Source organism: Streptomyces sp. NPDC007983, from assembly GCF_042958345.1.
GTDB lineage: Bacteria > Actinomycetota > Actinomycetes > Streptomycetales > Streptomycetaceae > Streptomyces.
In genome coordinates this window covers 29,015-48,284 of record NZ_JBIBJI010000008.1, presented here as the reverse complement: position 1 = coordinate 48,284, position 19,270 = coordinate 29,015, and the positions used below count along the sequence as shown (strand labels likewise).

Genomic DNA, 19,270 nt, shown 5'->3' with positions numbered 1-19,270 from the left:
GGGTGTCGTCCGCCCGTCCCGTTTTCCGACGGGGCGGGCGGACGCGCTGTTTCCGGCGGCGCTTCCGCCGCGTGAGACACGGCCTCCTAGGGGGCTCTACGGGTAGCTAGGGGCGGGTGGCGAAGCCGACGATCGTGCCTCAGGACGAACGCCAGCCCGGCGTTTTCGACAGCGCGCGATGAGGGAGGCACTCGCCACCATGACGAGTGATCTTGTTCACGGTACTGATGCCATCGCAATCACCGGCGTGTCGTGCCGCCTCCCCCAGGCGCCCGACCCCGATGCCTTCTGGGAGTTGCTGCGCGCGGGCCGCAGTGCGATCACCGAGGTGCCGCCGGACCGCTGGGATCCGGACGCTGTGCTGCCGGACGAGGGGAAACGGCATCGGGCCGGGCTGCGCCACGGAGGGTTCCTCGACCGGGTGGACGCGTTCGACGCGGCGTTCTTCGGCATCTCGCCGCGCGAGGCGGTGGCGATCGACCCGCAGCAGCGGCTGTTCGCCGAACTCGCCTGGGAGGCGCTGGAGGACGCGGGCATCGTCCCGGAGACGCTGCGCTCCACCGCGACGGGCGTCATGGTCGGGGCGATCGCCAGTGACTACGCGGCGCTGGCGCAGCGCGGCGGCGCGATCACCCAGCACTCGCTGCCCGGGCTGAACCGCGGTGTCATCGCCAACCGCGTGTCGTACGCGCTGGGTCTGCGCGGCCCGAGCCTGGCGGTGGACACCGCGCAGTCGTCGTCGCTGGTGGCGGTGCACCTCGCGGTGGAGAGCCTGCGCAAGGGCGAGTGCACCCTGGCGCTGGCGGGCGGTGTGGCGCTCAACTTCGCGCCCGAGAGCGCCGAGGTCGCCGGCCGGTTCGGCGGACTGTCGCCGGACGGGCGCTGCTTCACCTTCGACGCGCGGGCCAACGGCTACGTACGCGGCGAGGGCGGCGGCGTCGTCGTGCTGAAACCGCTGGCGGACGCGGTACGCGACGGGGACACGGTGTACGGGGTGATCCTCGGCAGCGCGGTCAACAACGACGGCGCCACCGACGGGCTCACCGTGCCCAGCGCCGAGGCCCAGGCGGCGGTGGCGCGGCGGGCGTGCGAGGACGCGCGGGTGGATCCGGCGCGGGTGCGCTATGTGGAGTTGCACGGGACGGGTACGCCGACGGGGGATCCGCTGGAGGCGGAGGGCGTGGGCGCCGCGTACGGCAGCGCGCGGCCCGCGGGCTCGCCGGTTCTCGTCGGCTCGGCCAAGACCAACGTCGGGCATCTGGAGGGCGCGGCGGGGATCGTCGGGCTGATCAAGACGGCGCTGAGCATCCGGCACCGGGAGATTCCGGCGAGCCTGAACTACGAGGCGCCGCATCCGCGCATCGACCCCGAGGCGCTGAACCTGCGCGTCCAGACCGCGTGCGGCCCGTGGCCGGACGCGCCGCTGCTGGCCGGGGTGAGCTCGTTCGGTGTGGGCGGGACGAACTGCCACGTCGTGCTGGGCGAGGGGCCGGAGCGGGCCGCGCCGGACGCTTCGGAGAGCGGCGAGCCGGTGATCCCGCTGGCGCCGTGGCTGGTGTCGGGGCGTACGGAGGCGGCCCTGCGCACCCAGGCCGGACGGCTGCTGGAGCGGCGTACCCCTGACGGCGGCTCGGATCCGTACGACGTCGGCTGGTCGCTGGCCCGCACCCGCACCCACTTCGAGCACCGGGCGGTGGCTCTCGGGCTCGACCACGACGCGCAGCTGGCGGCGTTGCGGGCCGGGGCGGAGCTGCCGGGGCTGGTCACGGGTGTCACGGGCGACCACGGCAAGGTGGCGCTGGTGTTCCCGGGGCAGGGGTCGCAGTGGGAGGGCATGGCGCGCGAGTTGCTGCGTACGTCGGCGGTCTTCCGCGCGTCGATCGAGGCGTGCGACTCGGCGCTCGCCCCGTACGTCGGCTGGTCGCTGCTGGACACGCTGACCGCCGAGACCGGCGCGCCGTCCCTCGACCGCGCGGATGTCGTGCAGCCCGTGCTGTTCGCGGTGATGGTGTCGCTCGCCCGGGTGTGGGAGTCGCTGGGCGTGCGGCCGGACGCGGTGGTGGGGCATTCGCAGGGCGAGGTGGCCGCGGCGCACATCGCGGGAGCGCTCAGCCTGGAGGACGCCGCCCGGGTGGTGGCGCTGCGCAGCCGGACCATCATGACGCTGGCGGGCACCGGGGCCATGGCGTCGGTGCCGCTCCCGGCCGACCGGGTCGCCGACTACATCGCCGACTTCGGCGAGGGCCTGAGCATCGCCGCGGTCAACGGGCCCGGCACCACGGTGGTGGCCGGGGCCCCGGAGGTGGTGGCCGCGCTGCTGGCCCGCTGCGAGGCGGACGGGATCCGGGCGAAGGCCGTCCCCGCAGTGGACTTCGCCTCGCACTCGCCGCATATGGAGGCCATCCGGGAGCGGTTGCTGGAGCAGCTCGCGGAGGTGACACCGCGCTCGTGTGACATCGCGTTCTATTCGACGGTCACGGCAAGCGCCATCGACACGGCCGGGCTGGACGCCGCGTACTGGTACACCAACCTCCGTCAGCCCGTCCTCTTCGAGACGACGCTCCGGGCCATGGCGGAGGCGGGCTTCGGCACATATGTGGAGTCGAGCCCGCATCCCGTGCTCACCCTCGGACTGCGCGAGACGCTGCCGGAGGCGCTGGTCGTGGGGTCGCTGCGGCGCAACGAGGCGCCGTGGCCGCCGCTGCTGACCTCCCTGGCGGAGCTTCATGTGCGCGGCCTGCCCGTGGACTGGTCCGCCGTCTTCGCGGGGCGGACGCCGCACCGGGTGACGCTGCCCACGTACGCCTTCCAGCGCGAGCGCCACTGGCCGGAGGTGTCCACCGCGTTCGAGCCCGCCGCACCGGTTCCCCATCGGGAGACCGAGCGCGCGGAGGACCCCGCGGCGAGCTCCGGAACGAGGACGTGGCCGGAGCAGCTTGCCCGGCTGGCGGAGGACGAGCGGCACCGTACGGCGCTGGAGCTGGTGCGGCTGCGCACGGCCATCGTTCTCGGCCACCTGAGCACGGACACGGTGGAGGTGGAGCGGGCGTTCCGTGAGCTGGGCATGGACTCCACGATGGCGGTCCAGCTGCGGCAGAACCTGGTGGACGCCACCGGGCTGACGCTGCCGGAGACCGTCGTCTTCGACCACCCGAGCCCGTCCCGGCTGGCGCGGAAGCTGTGCGAACTGGCCCTGGGCGAGGACACGTCGCCCGCCACGTCCGTACCGCGCGCGGTGGACACCGACGACCCGATCGTGGTCGTCGGCATGGCCTGCCGCTTCCCCGGTGGCGCCGGTTCGCCCGAAGAGCTGTGGCGGCTGGTCGACGACGGTGTGGACGCCATCTCGGGCTTCCCCACGGACCGGGGCTGGGACCTGGACGCCCTGTACGATCCCGAGCCGGGGGTGCGGGGCAAGACCTACACCCGGCACGGCGGGTTCCTGGACGACGCCGCCGGGTTCGACGCGGAGTTCTTCGGCATCAGCCCGCGCGAGGCCACCGCGATGGACCCGCAGCAGCGGGTGTTGCTGCAGGTCACCTGGGAGGCGTTCGAACGCGCCGGGATCGATCCGGGCACGCTGAACGGCAGCGGCACCGGGGTGTTCGTGGGCGCCATGTCCCAGGAGTACGGACCGCGGCTGCACGAGGGCGACGACGGGCTGGGGGGCTATCTGCTCACCGGCAACACCGCGAGCGTCGCGTCGGGACGGCTCGCCTACACCTTCGGCCTCGAGGGCCCGGCGGTGACGATCGACACGGCCTGCTCTTCGTCGCTCGTCGCGATGCACCAGGCGGTGCAGGCGCTGCGCGTCGGGGACTGTGGACTGGCGGTGGCGGGTGGGGTCACGGTGATGGCGACCCCGGGCATGTTCGTGGAGTTCGGGCAGCAGCGCGGGCTGGCAGCGGACGGCCGGTGCAAGTCGTTCGCGGCCGGTGCCGACGGCACGATCTGGGCCGAGGGCGCGGGCATGGTCCTGCTGGAACGCCTGTCGGACGCCCGGGCCAACGGACACCCGGTCCTGGCCGTCATCCGCGGTTCGGCGGTCAACCAGGACGGTGCCAGCAACGGCCTGACCGCGCCGAACGGACCGTCGCAGCAGCGCGTCATCCACGCCGCGCTGACCGCCGCCGGGCTCACCCCGGACCAGGTGGACGCCGTGGAGGGCCATGGCACCGGCACCACCCTGGGCGACCCCATCGAGGCGCAGGCCCTGCTCGCCACCTACGGTCAGGGGCGCGAGGAGCCGCTGTGGCTTGGCTCGCTGAAGTCCAACATCGGCCACGCGCAGGCGGCGGCCGGCATCGGTGGCGTCATCAAGATGATCCAGGCCATGCACCACGCCACCCTGCCCAGAACCCTCCACGTCGACGAGCCCAGCCCGCACATCGACTGGACCACCGGCAACATCCGGCTGCTCACCGAGGCCCGGCCCTGGCCCGAGAACGGCCACCCCCGCCGCGCCGCCGTCTCCTCCTTCGGCATCAGCGGCACCAACGCCCATCTCATCCTCGAAGCCCCGCCCACGCCCGAGGACGCGGAGGAGCAGCAGGGCTCGGACGCTCCCCAGGGGGCCGTGCTCCCGTGGGTGCTCTCCGCCAAGTCCGAGCAGGCCCTCCGCGACCAGGCCCGGCGGCTGCGCGGCCACCTGGCCGGCCACCCCGGCGTCACGCCCGCCGCCATCGGCCACTCCCTGGCCACCACCCGCGCCCACTTCGCCCACCGGGCCGCGGTGGTGGCGGCCGACCGCGAGGCGTTCGACCAGGCCCTCGACGCCCTCACCCGCGGCGAACCGTCGCCGGCCCTGCTGCGCGGCACCGCCCGTCCCGGCAGGACCGCCTTCCTGTTCACCGGGCAGGGCAGCCAGCGGCTGGGGATGGGCCGGGGGCTGTATGAGGCGTTCCCGGTGTTCGCGCGTGCCTTCGACGCGGTGTGCGCCGTGCTCGACCCGGCGGTGCGCGAGGTGATGTGGGGCGACGAGGAGGCGCTTCACCGTACGGAGTTCACCCAGCCCGCGATCTTCGCGGTGGAGGTGGCGCTGTTCCGGCTGCTGGAGTCCTGGGGTGTACGGCCCGATTTCGTCGCCGGTCACTCGATCGGGGAGCTGGCCGCCGCGCAGGTCGCCGGGGTGTTCTCGCTGGAGGACGCCGCCGCGCTGGTCACCGCGCGGGGGCGGCTGATGGGGGCGCTGCCGCCCGGTGGTGCGATGGTGGCGGTCGAGGCCACCGAGGACGAGGTGGCCCCGTATCTGACGGAGCGGGTGGCCCTCGCCGCCGTCAACGGCCCCACCTCCGTGGTGCTCTCGGGTACCGAGGACGCCGTCGCCGCCGTCCTCGAACGGCTCGGTGAGCGCCGTACGAACCGCCTCACGGTGTCCCACGCGTTCCACTCGCCGTTGATGGACCCGATGCTGGAGGACTTCCGCGCGGTCGCCGAGGGCGTGACGTACGCCGAGCCGCGCGTTCCGGTGGTGGCGGATGGCGATGTGGCCACCGCGGAGTACTGGGTGCGGCATGTGCGCGGAACCGTCCGGTTCGCCGACGCGGTGACCCGGCTGGAGGCCGAAGGCGCCATCCACTACGTGGAGTTGGGGCCGGACCGCGTCCTCACCGCCATGGTCCGCCACAGCCTCACCGACCCCGACGCCGCCACCGTCGTCCCCACCCTCCACCGCGACCGCGACGAGCCGCGGGCGATGATGGGCGCCCTCGGCCGGCTGCACACCCACGGCATCGCCGTCGACTGGGCCCGCCTGTTCGGCGACACCCCGCCGCCGGCCGTCGACCTGCCCACGTACCCGTTCCAGAGCGAGCGCTACTGGCTGGACACGCCGAAGCCCACCGTGGGCGCCGGCGGCCTGGGGCTGACCGCGACCGGCCACCCGATCCTGACCACCGCGGCCGAACTGCCCGACCCGGGCGGGCTGCTCCTGACCGGCCGGGTGAACGCCGCCACCCCCGGCTGGGCGGCCGACCACGCCGTCTTCGGCACGCCCGTCATGCCCGGCGTTGCGTTCGTGGACATGCTGCTGCACGCCGCGGCGCGGGCCGGGTGCGCCCGCGTCGAGGAACTCACCCACCACGTCTTCCTGGCCCTCCCCGAGCACGGCGCCCTCCAGCTGCGGGTCCTGGTGCGGACGGCGGACGACACGGGGCGGCGGGCCTTCGCCGTCCACTCACGGCCCGAGGACGCCCCGCCGGGCACCGACTGGACCTGCCACGCCACCGGCGCGCTCGGCGCCGCCACGGAGGAAACCGGCGCGCCCGCCGACCCGGCCTGGCCCCCGGCCTCCGCCGAACCCCTCGACACCGACGGCTTCTACCGGCGGATCGCCGACGCCGGTTTCGGCTACGGCCCGGTCTTCCAGGGGCTCAAGGCCGCCTGGCGGGACGGCGACGCGCTGTACGCCGACGTCGCCCTGCCCTCGGGAACCGCGCCCGGCCAGTACGGTGTCCACCCCGGGCTGCTCGACTCCGCGCTCCACCCGATCGCCCTGGCCGCGGGCGACTCCGAGGACGGCACGCTCCAGGTGCCGTTCTCCTGGAGCGGCGTGACCCTCCACACGACCGGCGCACGCGCCCTGCGGGTCCGGCTCACGCGTCTCGCGCCGGATTCGGTCGCGCTGCGCATCATGGACGCGGCCGGGGCGCCGGTCCTGACCGCCGACTCCCTCGCCCTGCGCGCGGTCGGCCCCGAGCAGCTCGCCGCGGCCCGGCCCGACCGCGACGGCGCGCTCCACGAGGTCACCTGGCGCGCGGTGGCCACGCCACCGGACGCCGCCGTATCCGCCGAGGGGGCGGGGTGGGCCGTGGTCGGGGACGCGGGCGACCGGCTGGTGGCCGCGGCGCTGGCCGCGCTCGGCCCCGCGACCGAGACGTACCCGGAGGCCGAAGGCCTGCGCACCGCGCTGCGGTCCGGCGCGGCCCGGCCGGAGGCCGTCGTCGCCCGGTGCGGCGGGGCCGCCGAAGACGGCGCCAACCCGGCCGAGGCGGCACACGCCGCGACCCACCACGCCCTGGAGCTGCTGCGGACGGTCCTGGCCGACGCGGGGCCGGGCGCCCGCCTGGTGGTCTTCACCGAGGGCGCGGTGTCCACCGACGCGGACCGGACCGGCGCCGATCCGGCCGCCGCGTCGGTGTGGGGTCTGATCCGCTCGGCCCAGACCGAGCACCCGGACCGGTTCACCCTCCTCGACGTCGACGGCTCACGGGCCTCCGAAGAGGCCATCGAGGCGGCCCTGGCCACCGGAGAACCACAACTGGCCGTACGCGATGGGCAGTTACTCGTGCCCCGCCTCGCGCGTCTGGCACCGGAACCGCCCGCCTCCCCTGCCACCGCGTTCGACGCGCGACGCACGGTGCTCATCACCGGCGGCACCGGCGCCCTCGGCGCTCTCCTCGCGCGCCACCTGGTCACCCGGCACGGGGTCAGGAGGCTGCTGCTGACCAGCCGGAGCGGACCCGGCGCGGCGGGCGCCCTCACCGAGGAGCTGACCGCTCTCGGCGCCGAGGTCACCGTCGCCGCCTGCGACGTCGGCGACCGCGAGGCCCTGGCCGCGCTGCTGGCGGCCCTGCCCGAGGAACACCCGCTCGGCGCGGTGGTGCACTGCGCGGGTGTCCTGGACGACGGCGTGGTCACCGAACTCGACCGGGACCGGCTGGGTACGGTGCTGCGTCCCAAGGCGGACGGGGCGTGGAACCTCCACCTGGCGACCCGGGACGCGGACCTGAGCGCGTTCGTGCTGTTCTCCTCCGTGGCCGGCACCCTGGGCACTGCCGGGCAGGCCAACTACGCCGCCGCCAACGCCTTCCTCGACGCGCTCGCCCACCACCGCCACGGGCACGGTCTGCCCGCCACCTCCCTCGCCTGGGGTCTGTGGGCCGAGGACGGCGGCATGGGCGGCACCCTGGACCGGCGGGGCCTGGCCCGTATGAGCCGCGAGGGGCTGGCTCCGATGCCCACCGCGCGGGCGCTCGCGCTGTTCGACGCGGCCCTCGCGGCCGGGCGCACGCTGCTCGTGCCCACCGGGCTCGATGTCGCCGGCGCACGCGCGCAGCGGGCGTCGAGCCCGCTGTCCCCGCTGCTCGCCGATCTGCTTCCCGCCCAGGCCGTCGCGCCCTCCGGCCGGGAGAGCGACACCGGGCAGGACTCGTCCCTGCGCGGGCGGCTCGCCGGGCTGCCCGAGGCCGAACAGCGGGATCTGCTGCTGGACGTCCTCCGCATGCACATCGCCACCGTCCTGGGCCACAGCTCGCCGCCCGCCATCGACCCCGGAACCTCGTTCAAGGACCTGGGATTCGACTCGCTCGCGGGCATCGAACTGCTCATCGTCCTGGGCGAGGCCCTGGGGCTGCATCTGCCCTCCACCATGCTGTTCGACCACCCCACACCGGCCGCCCTGATCACCTACCTCAGGGACGAACTGGCCGGTGACGCCCCCCTGCCGGAGGTCCCCGCCGTGGCGGCGGACACCGCGAGCACCCCACGCGCCGCCGGCGCCGGGACCGCCGAGGCCGCCGCGCCCACCACGCACGACGACGAACCGATCGCGGTCATCGGCATGGGGTGCCGTTTCCCAGGTGGCGCCGGCACACCGGAGGAGCTGTGGCGGCTGGTGGCCGAGGGCCGCGACGCGGTGGGGGCGTTCCCCGACAACCGCGGCTGGGACCTCGACGACCTGTACGACCCCGACCCCGATGTGCGCGGCAAGACCTACGCCCGCGAGGGCGGCTTCCTCTACGATGCGGCCGAGTTCGACGCCGAGTTCTTCGGCATCAGCCCCCGCGAAGCCCTCGCGCTCGACCCCCAGCAGCGGCTGCTTCTGGAAACCGCCTGGGAGACGTTCGAGGACGCGGGACTCCGGCCCGACACTCTGGACGGCAGCGCCACCGGAGTCTTCGCCGGAGTCGTCACCCAGGAGTACGGCTCCCTCGTCCACCAGGGCAGCGAGCCCGTCGACGGCTTCCTGCTGACGGGGACGACGGCGAGCGTGGCGTCCGGCCGCGTGGCGTACACCTTCGGTTTCGAGGGCCCGGCGGTCACCGTCGACACCGCCTGCTCCTCCTCGCTGGTGGCACTCCACATGGCCTGCCAGTCGCTGCGGAGCGACGAATGCTCCATGGCGCTGGCCGGTGGCGCCACCGTGATGGCGAATGCCGGGATGTTCCTGGAGTTCAGCCGCCAGCGCGGGCTGGCCCCGGACGGCCGCTGCAAGTCCTTCTCGGCCGCGGCCGACGGCACCATCTGGGCCGAGGGCGCGGGCATGGTCCTGCTGGAACGCCTCTCCGACGCCCAGGCCAACGGACACCGTGTTCTGGCCGTCATACGAGGCTCGGCCGTCAACCAGGACGGCGCGTCCAACGGCCTGACCGCGCCGAACGGACCGTCGCAGCAGCGCGTCATCAACGCCGCGCTGGCGAACGCCGGGCTCACCCCGGACCAGGTGGACGCGGTGGAGGGCCACGGCACCGGCACCACCCTCGGCGACCCCATCGAGGCGAAAGCCCTGCTCGCCACCTACGGCCAGAACCGCGAGGAGCCGCTGTGGCTCGGCTCCTTCAAGTCCAACATCGGCCACGCCCAGGCGGCGGCCGGCATCGGCGGCGTCATCAAGATGATCCAGGCCATGCGCCACGCCACCCTGCCCAAGACGCTCCACGTCGACGAGCCCAGCCCGCACATCGACTGGACCACGGGCAGCGTGCGACTGCTCACCGAGGCCCGGCCCTGGCCCGAGAACGGCCACCCCCGCCGGGCAGCCGTGTCCGCCTTCGGCATCAGCGGCACCAACGCCCACCTGATCCTGGAACAAGCGCCCGCTCCCGCGCACCCCGAACCGACGGCCCCGGACACCGCTCCGCAGCCGGCCACGGTCCCCTGGATCCTGTCCGCCAAGACCGAGCAGGCCCTCCGGGCCCAGGCCCAGCAGTTGCGCACCCACCTCGAGCTGAGCCCCGAGCTGCGCCCGGATCGAGTCGCCTACGCACTCGCCACCACACGGTCCCTCTTCCACCACCGGGCGGTGGTGGTGGCGGATGAGCGCGAGTCCTTCGACCACGCGCTCAACGCCCTCACCCGCGGCGAGCCGTCCCCGGCCGTCGTGCGCGGCACCACCCACCCGGGCAAGACCGCGTTCCTGTTCACCGGCCAGGGCGCCCAACGGGCAGGCATGGGACGTCGGCTCTACGACACCCACGCCACCTTCCGCGACGCGTTCGACGAGGTCTGCACCACCTTGGACCAGTACCTGGAAGCCGAACAGCCGCTCAAGGACGTCATCTTCGCCGAGGACCAGGGCCCGCTGAACCAGACCCGCTACACCCAGGCCGCCCTGTTCGCCCTGGAAACCGCCCTCTACCGCCTCGTGGAATCCTTCGGCATCACCCCCGACTACGTCACCGGACACTCCATCGGCGAACTCACCGCCGCCCACATCGCCGGAGTCCTCACCCTGGACGACGCCTGCTATCTGGTGGCCGCCCGCGGCTCACTGATGCAGGCGCTCCCCGCCGGGGGTGCCATGATCTCCGTACGGGCCACCGAGGAGCGGCTACGACCGCTGCTGGAAGGCCGCGAACACGAAGTGGCCATCGCCGCCGTCAACGGCCCCACCTCCCTGGTCATCTCCGGCGACGAACACGCCACCACCGACATCGCCGCCGCCCTCGCCGAAGACGGCATCAAGACCCGCCGCCTCACCGTCTCCCACGCCTTCCACTCCCCCCACATGGACCCCATGCTGGAGGAATTCGCCCGCGTCGCCGCAGAACTCACCTACCACTCCCCCACCATCCCCCTCGTCTCCAACCTCACCGGCGAGCTGGCCGACCCCGACGAGATCACCACCCCCGGCTACTGGGTCCGCCACGTCCGCGAAGCCGTCCGCTTCGCCGACGGCATCACCACCCTCCACACCCACGGCGTCCGCCACTACCTCGAACTCGGCCCCGACGCCACCCTCACCACCATGGCCCAGGACTCCCTGCCCGAAGACACCGACGACACCACCCTCGTCCCCGTCCTGCACCGCGACCGGGACGAGAACCACACCCTCCTCACCGCCCTGGCCACCGCACACGCCCACGGCCTCCACGTCGGCTGGACGCCCCTGATCGGCGACACCAGCACCCCCACCGCTCTCCCCACCTACCCCTTCCAACGCCGGCGCTACTGGCTGGAAAGGTCCAGGCCCACCGCGGGTGCCGACGGTCTGGGGCTGACGGCGACCGGCCATCCGGTGCTGACCACCATGGCCGAACTCCCCAACGGGGGCGGGCACCTCTTCACCGGTCGTGTCTCCGGATCCGACCCCGCCTGGGTGGCCGAGCATGCCATCTTCGGGGCGATGATCGTGCCCGGTGTGGCGTTCGTCGATCTCCTCCTCCACGCGGCACGCCACCTCGACTGCGGCCACATCGAGGAACTCACGCACCATGTGTTCTTCGCCGTGCCGGAACGCGGCGCTCTCCAGCTCCGGGTCCTCGTCGAAGCGGCGGACGACTCCGGGCGGCGCTCCCTCGCGGTCTACTCCCGGCCGGAGGGCGCCCCGGCCGAGAACGAGTGGACCTGCCATGCCACGGGGGTGCTCGCGGCCGAGGAGAGGGAAGCGCCCGCGACGGCGGGTGTGCTGACGGATGATGTCTGGCCCCCGGCCGCCTCGGTCCCCATGGACACGGAGGAGTTCTACCGGCGGGTCACCGGTGCGGGCTTCGGCTACGGGCCGCTGTTCCGGGGGATGCGCGCGGCCTGGCGGGACGGGGACACCACGTACGCGGAAGTGTCTCTCCCCGCCGACGCCGATCCCGGCGCGTACGGCATCCATCCCGGTCTGCTCGACTCGGCCCTCCAGCCCGCGGCGCTCGTCGCCGGACGTGAGGCGGCGGACGACACCATCAGGGTGCCGTTCTCGTGGAGCGGTGTCTCCCTCCACGCGACGGGGGCGAGGGCCCTGCGGATCCGCCTCATGTGGCCCACACCGGACACGGTGTCGCTGGTCATCGCGGATCAAACGGGTGCGCCGGTGATGACGATCGACGCCCTCATCATGCGGTCGGTCGGCCCCGACCAACTCGCCGCCGCGCGAGCGGCCGACGCCGGAGAGCTGTACGAGGTCGACTGGCTCGCCGTCCCGACGCCCGAGGACGGGATACAGGACACGGTCGAGGTCCCGCAGGACGCGGTGGCGCTCCCGACCGCGCAGCGGGACGACGACGACACCACCGGGCCCGAGGTGTTCGTCACGTGGTGCGTCTCCGAGAACGACGCCGACCCGGCGCAGTCGACCCGCTCCCTCACCCATCGCGTGCTCGCTCTCGTCCAGGCGGTCGTGTCCGACGACCGGCCGGACTCCCGTCTGGTGATCCTCACCAGGGGCGCGATGTCCACCGGAACCGGCACCGGCGACGAGCCGGCCGATCTGGCCGGAGCGGCGGTCTGGGGACTGATCCGCACCGCTCAGTCGGAGCACCCGGACCGGTTCACCCTGATCGACCTCGACGGCTCGGATTCCTCACTGAGCGCCGTCCCGGCCGCCCTCGCCACGACGGAACCGCAACTCGCCGTGCGCGACGGCGCGCTTCTGGTCCCTCGCCTCGCCCGCCCCGCCCCCGAGACCGGCACGCCGGGCACCGCTCCGGCGCCGTTCGATCCGGACAAGACGGTGCTCATCACCGGTGGCACCGGCGCCCTGGGCACGCTCCTCGCCCGCCACCTGGTCAGCACGTACGGCGTCAGGCGGCTGCTGCTCATCAGCCGGAGCGGCCCGCGGGCGGAGAGCAGCCTCGCCACGGAACTCGCCGAACTCGGCGCCGAGGCCACGATCGTGGCCTGTGACGCCGCCGACCGGCCGTCGCTGGAAGCCCTGCTGGCGAGCCTGCCGGAGGAGCATCCGCTCGGCGCGGTGGTGCACTGCGCCGGGACGCTGGACGACGGCATCGTGACGGCGCTCAGCCCTGAGCGGTTCGACGGGGTGCTTCGCCCGAAGGTGGACGCCGCGTGGAACCTCCACCTCCTGACCCGCGACCTGGACCTGGACGCGTTCGTCCTGTTCTCGTCGGCGGTCGGTGTCCTCGGCTCGCCCGGACAGGCCAACTACGCGGCAGCCAACAGCTTCCTGGACGGCCTCGCCCAGCACCGCCGTACGTACGGACTGCCCGCCACGTCACTCGCCTGGGGGCTGTGGGACCAGGGCGGCGGCATGGCCGGAACCCTCGATGAGCAGGACCGGGCGCGCATGAGCCGCAACGGGCTGCTGCCGATGCCCGCCGACCAGGCGCTCGCACACTTCGACGCGGCGCTCCGGGCCGACCCGGCGGTGGTGGTCCCGGCCAAGCTCGACCTCGCGGGACTGCGGGCCCGCGCCACGTCCGTCCCCGTGGCGCCGATCTTCCGCGGACTGGTCCGTACGCCCCTGCGCAGCGCCTCCCAGACGGTCGCGACCGGAGGGGACGCCGGAGGCCTGCGGCAGTCGCTCGCGGGGCACCCCGAGCCCGAGCAGGACCGGATCGTCCTGGACTTCCTGCGCGGTCATGTGGCCACCGTCCTCGGACACGGCTCGCCCGACGCGATCGACCCCGCTCATTCGTTCAAGGATCTCGGCTTCGACTCGCTCAGCTCGGTGGAGCTGCGCAACTCGCTCAACAAGGCGTCGGGGATGCGTCTCCCGTCCACCCTGTTGTTCGACTACCCCACCCCCACGGTGCTGGCGAGCTACATTCGCGGCGAGCTGATGGGCAGTGGCCAGGCGGAGGCCGGTGGCGCCCAGGTGGCCCGGCGTACCGCCCGTACCGCACCGGCGTCGACCGACACGGCCGAGCCGATCGCCATCGTGGGCATGGGCTGCCGTTTCCCCGGTGGCGCCAGTACGCCGGACGAGCTGTGGCGGCTGGTCGCGGAGGGCCGTGACGCGGTGGGCGACTTCCCGGACAACCGTGGCTGGGACGTCGAAGACCTCTACGACCCCGACCCCGATGTGCGCGGCAAGACCTACGTCCAAAAGGGCGGCTTCCTCTACGACGCCGACCGCTTCGACCCCGAGTTCTTCGGCATCACCCCGCGCGAAGCCCTCGCGCTCGACCCCCAGCAGCGTTTCCTCCTGGAGACGGCTTGGGAGACGTTCGAGGACGCCGGTATCCGGCCCGACACCCTGCGCGGCAGCGCCACGGGCGTCTTCGCCGGAGTGGCCGCCCAGGAGTACGTCTCGCTGACGCATCACGGCGGCGAACCCGTCGAGGGCTATCTGCTGACGGGGACGACGGCGAGCGTGGCGTCCGGTCGGGTGGCGTACACGTTCGGCTTCGAGGGCCCGGCGGTCACGGTCGACACCGCCTGCTCGTCCTCGCTGGTGGCACTCCACTTGGCCTGCCAGTCGCTGCGCAGTGGCGAGTGCTCCATGGCGCTGGCCGGTGGCACCACGATCATGGCGAATGCCGGAATGTTCCTGGAGTTCAGCCGCCAGCGCGGGCTGGCGCCCGACGGCCGCTGCAAGTCGTTCTCGGCCGCCGCCGACGGCACGATCTGGGCCGAGGGCGCGGGCATGGTCCTGCTCGAACGCCTCTCCGACGCCCAGGCCAACGGACACCCCGTCCTGGCCATCGTCCGAGGCTCTGCGGTCAACCAGGACGGTGCCAGCAACGGCCTGACCGCCCCCAACGGACCGTCGCAACAGCGCGTCATCAACGCCGCCCTGGCGAACGCCGGGCTCACCCCGGACCAGGTGGACGCAGTGGAGGGCCACGGTACCGGCACCACCCTCGGCGACCCCATCGAGGCACAGGCCCTGCTCGCCACCTACGGCCAGGATCGTGACGAGCCGCTGTGGCTGGGCTCCTTCAAGTCCAACATCGGCCACGCGCAGGCGGCGGCCGGCATCGGTGGCGTCATCAAGATGATCCAGGCCATGCGCCACGCCACCCTGCCCAAGACACTCCACGTCGACGAGCCCAGCCCGCACATCGACTGGGCCTCGGGCAAGGTTCAGCTGCTCACCGAGGCCCGTGCCTGGCCCGAGACGGATCATCCCCGCCGGGCCGCCGTGTCCTCCTTCGGCATCAGCGGCACCAACGCCCACCTCATCCTCGAACAAGCCCCCGACACCCCCGCCCCGGAGCCCATAACCGACCCGGCCACGGTCCCCTGGCTCCTCTCCGCCAAGACCGAACAAGCCCTGCGCGACCAGGCCCAGCGCCTCATCGGCCACACCGCCGAACACCCCGCCCACATCGCCCACGCCCTGGCCACCACCCGCACCACCTTCGACCACCGGGCGGTGGTGGTGGCGGATGAGCGCGAGGCGTTCGACCGCGCGCTGGAGGCACTGACCCGGGGCGAACCGTCCCCGGCGGTGGTTCGCGGCACGCCGCACCCGGGCAAGACCGCGTTCCTGTTCACCGGTCAGGGCGCCCAACGGGCAGGCATGGGACGTCGGCTCTACGACGCCCACGCCACCTTCCGCGACGCGTTCGACGAGGTCTGCACCACCTTGGACCAGTACCTGGAAGCCGAACAGCCGCTCAAGGACATCGTCTTCGCCGAGGACCAGGGCCCGCTGAACCAGACCCGCTACACCCAGGCCGCCCTGTTCGCCCTGGAAACCGCCCTCTACCACCTCGTGGAATCCTTCGGCATCACCCCCGACTACGTCACCGGACACTCCATCGGCGAACTCACCGCCGCCCACATCGCCGGAGTCCTCACCCTGGACGACGCCTGCCGCCTGGTCGCCGCCCGCGGCACCCTCATGCAGGCGCTTCCGTCCAGCGGGGCGCTGATCTCCCTTCGCGCCACCGAAGACGACGTTCGCCCTCTGCTCGAAGGCCGCGAACACGAAGTCACCATCGCCGCCATCAACGGCCCCACCTCTCTGGTCATCTCCGGCGACGAACACGCCACCACCGGCATCGCCGCCGCCCTGACCGAACGCGGCATCAAGACCCGCAGGCTGACCGTCTCCCACGCCTTCCACTCCCCCCACATGGACCCCATGCTGGAGGAGTTCGCCCGCGTCGCCGCAGAACTCACCTACCGCTCCCCCACCATCCCCCTCGTCTCCAACCTCACCGGACAGCTCGCCGACCCCGACGAGCTCACCACCCCCGGCTACTGGGTCCGCCACGTCCGCGAAGCCGTCCGCTTCGCCGACGGCATCACCACCCTCCACACCCACGGCGTCCGCCATTACCTCGAACTCGGCCCCGACGCCACCCTCACCACCATGGCCCAGGACTCCCTGCCCGAAGACACCGACGACACCACTCTCATCCCCGTCCTGCACCGGGAGCGGGACGAGAACCACACCTTCCTCACCGCCCTGGCCACCGCACACACCCACGGCGCCCGCGTCGACTGGACTCCCCTGATCGGCGACACCAGCACCCCCACCGCTCTCCCCACCTACCCCTTCCAACGCCGGCGCTACTGGCTGGAGACATCGAAGCCCAGCGCCCCGAACACCTCCACCCACCCCCTCCTCACCGCGGCGATCACCCTCCCCGACGGGGAAGGCGCCGTGTTCACCGGCGAGGTGTCGCTCAAGGCCCAGCCGTGGCTGAGCGATCACGTCGTCCACGGGACGGTCGTGCTGCCGGGCGTGGCCTTCGTGGATCTGCTGCTGCACGCGGCCGGGTACGTCGGATGCGATCAGATCGAAGAGCTGACCCACCATGCCTTCCTGGCCGTGCCGGAGCGGGGCGCCCGGCAGCTGCGGCTCACCGTGGGCGCCGCAGACGAGACCGGGCGGCGGTCGTTCTCCCTGTTCTCGTCGGAGAGCGAGGCGGCCGAGGAGACGGCCGAGTGGACCCGCCATGCCAGTGGCTTCCTCGCCGATTCGGCGCCGGAGCCCGCGTTCGACCTCACGGCGTGGCCGCCCCCCGAGGGCGAGCCGGTCGACGTCGAGGAGTTCTACCGCGGGTTCATCGGGCGCGGATACGAGTACGGGCCGCTGTTCCGGGGCTTCCGGGCGGGCTGGCGGGTCGGTGACACCCTCTACGCGGAGATCGCGCTCCCGGACGGCACGGACCCGGAGGCGTACGGCGTTCACCCCGCGCTGCTGGACTCGGCGCTGCACCCGCTGATGCTGTTCTGGTACGAGTCGGACCGCGTACGGCTGCCGTTCTCCTGGAGCGGTGCGGCATTGCACGCCGTCGGACCGACCCGGTTGCGGGTGCGGCTGACCCGTTCGGAGCGGGACGTGATGTCCCTCTCCGTGGCCGACGCGACCGGCGCTCCCGTGCTCACCATCGCCGGACTGGCCATGCGCGAGGTGGCCCCGGATCAGCTGGCCGCCGCACGGACCCGGCAGAGCGACGCGCTGTACGAGCCGAGCTGGCTCCCCGTACCCGCGCCCGCGTCACAGAGCGGTGGCCCGTGGGCGGTGGTCGGCGTGACGGAGGTGGCCGCGGCGCTCCGTACCGCCGGGATCGACGCGGTGGATCACCCCCATCTCGCCGCGCTCGGCGCGGAGGGCGCCAAGCCGCCGCAGATCGTGGTGGCCGGGCCCGCCCGCTCCGATGGCACCGACCTGGCGGCGGACGCGCACACCGCGGCCGCCGAACTCCTCGCCCTGGTACAGGACTTCGCCTCCGACGAAGCCCTCGCCGACGCGCGGCTGGTGGTGCTGACCCGAGGAGCGGTGGCCGCGGAGGACGGTGAGCCGGTGGCCGACCCGGCGGCGGCCACGGTGTGGGGGCTGATGCGCACCGCGGACGCGGAGTATCCCGGCCGGTTCGTGCTCGTCGACCTGGACGGGTCGGACGCCTCGTACCGCGCGCTCCCGGCGGCCCTCGCCACGGGCGAGCCGCAGCTGGCCATCCGCGGCGGCGAGCTGCGCGTGCCCCGGCTGGTGCGGGCGACGCTGCCCACACCGGAGACGGACGACGACGGGAACGGCGCCGGGCTCGACCCCGAGGGGACCGTGCTCATCACCGGCGGCACCGGCACCCTCGGCGGCCTGCTGGCCCGGCACCTCGTGGAGCGGCACGGCGTACGGCATCTGCTGCTGGCCAGCCGGCGCGGGCCGGCGGCGGACGGCGCGGCGGAGCTGGCCGGGGAGCTGAAGGCGCTGGGCGCCGACGTGTCCCTCGCGGCCTGCGACACCGCAGACGTAGAGGCGCTGGCCGGACTGTTGCGGTCGGTTTCCGGCGCCCATCCGCTGACCGGGGTGTTCCACACGGCCGGGGTGCTGGACGACGCCGCCATCGCGTCGCTGACGCCGGAACGGCTGTCGGCGGTGCTGCGGCCCAAGGTCGACGCCGCCTGGCATCTGCACCGGCTGACGGAGGACCTGGATCTGGCCGCGTTCGTGCTGTTCTCCTCCGCGGCCGGGGCGATCGGCAATGCCGGACAGGCCAACTACGCCGCCGCGAACACCTTCCTGGACGGGCTCGCCGCCCACCGCAGGGCGCGGGGATTGCCGGGCCTGTCGCTGGCGTGGGGCCTGTGGGCGCAGACCAGCGAACTGACCTCGGGTCTTGACCCGGTCGGCCGGGCGCGGCTGGGCCGCGGTGGCATCGCCGCGATGCCGACGGCGCAGGCGCTCGGCCTGCTCGACCTCGCGCTGGGCTCGCCCCGGGCGCTCCTGGTGCCCGCGAAGCTGGACCTGGCCCGGCTGGGCGAGGGCGATGCCCCGGTCCCGCCGGTGTTGCAGGGGCTGGTCCGCTCCAGGGCCCGGCGGGCCGCCGCCACGGGCGGTGCGGCGGACCCGAACACGCTGCGGAAGCGGCTCGCCCCGCACGACGAGGCCACGCAGCTGGACATCCTGCTCACCTATATCCGTGGGCAGGTGGCCGCGGTCCTCGGGCACGGCTCGCCGGACGCCATCGACGCCGACAGCGGATTCCTGGAGATGGGGCTCGACTCGCTGACCACCGTCGAGTTCCGCAACAACCTCAACCACGCCACCGGCCTGCGGCTGCCGCCCACCACCCTGTTCGACTACCCCACCCCGGTGCAGCTGGCCACCATGCTGCGGGCCGAGCTGGCGCCCGAGCGGGCCCCGGAGGAGGTTCCGCAGTCGCTGGTGGCCGAGTTGGACCGGCTGGAGAGCGGTCTGCGCACGGCCGTCCCCGGTGTCCGTACGGCGGTGGCCGTGCGCATGCGGGCCCTGCTGCTGACGCTGGGCGGCTCGGAGGACGCCGCACCGGAGCAGCCGGGGCCGGAGGGCGTGACGATCGAATCCGCGACGGACGACGAGATCTTCGACTTCATCGACAACGAGCTGGGGCTCTCATGACCCGGTCAGGGGCCCGCCGACGGGCTCGGCAACTCAGGAGGAGCG

Annotated in this window: 1 protein-coding gene; it reads left to right on the top strand. The window is 73.4% G+C overall.

The genetic code is table 11. From position 1 onward, the window contains the following. Positions 1–199: 199 nt before the first annotated feature. Positions 200–19,225, top strand: coding sequence for an SDR family NAD(P)-dependent oxidoreductase (locus ACFZCY_RS24895; protein ID WP_391177283.1), 19,026 nt, complete (start codon positions 200–202; stop codon positions 19,223–19,225). The last annotated feature ends 45 nt before the right edge of the window (positions 19,226–19,270 follow it).

Bases quoted from the DNA above. Each gene is read 5' to 3' on its own strand.
- ACFZCY_RS24895 (WP_391177283.1), top strand. From the start codon at position 200: ATGACGAGTGATCTTGTTCACGGTACTGATGCCATCGCAATCACCGGC.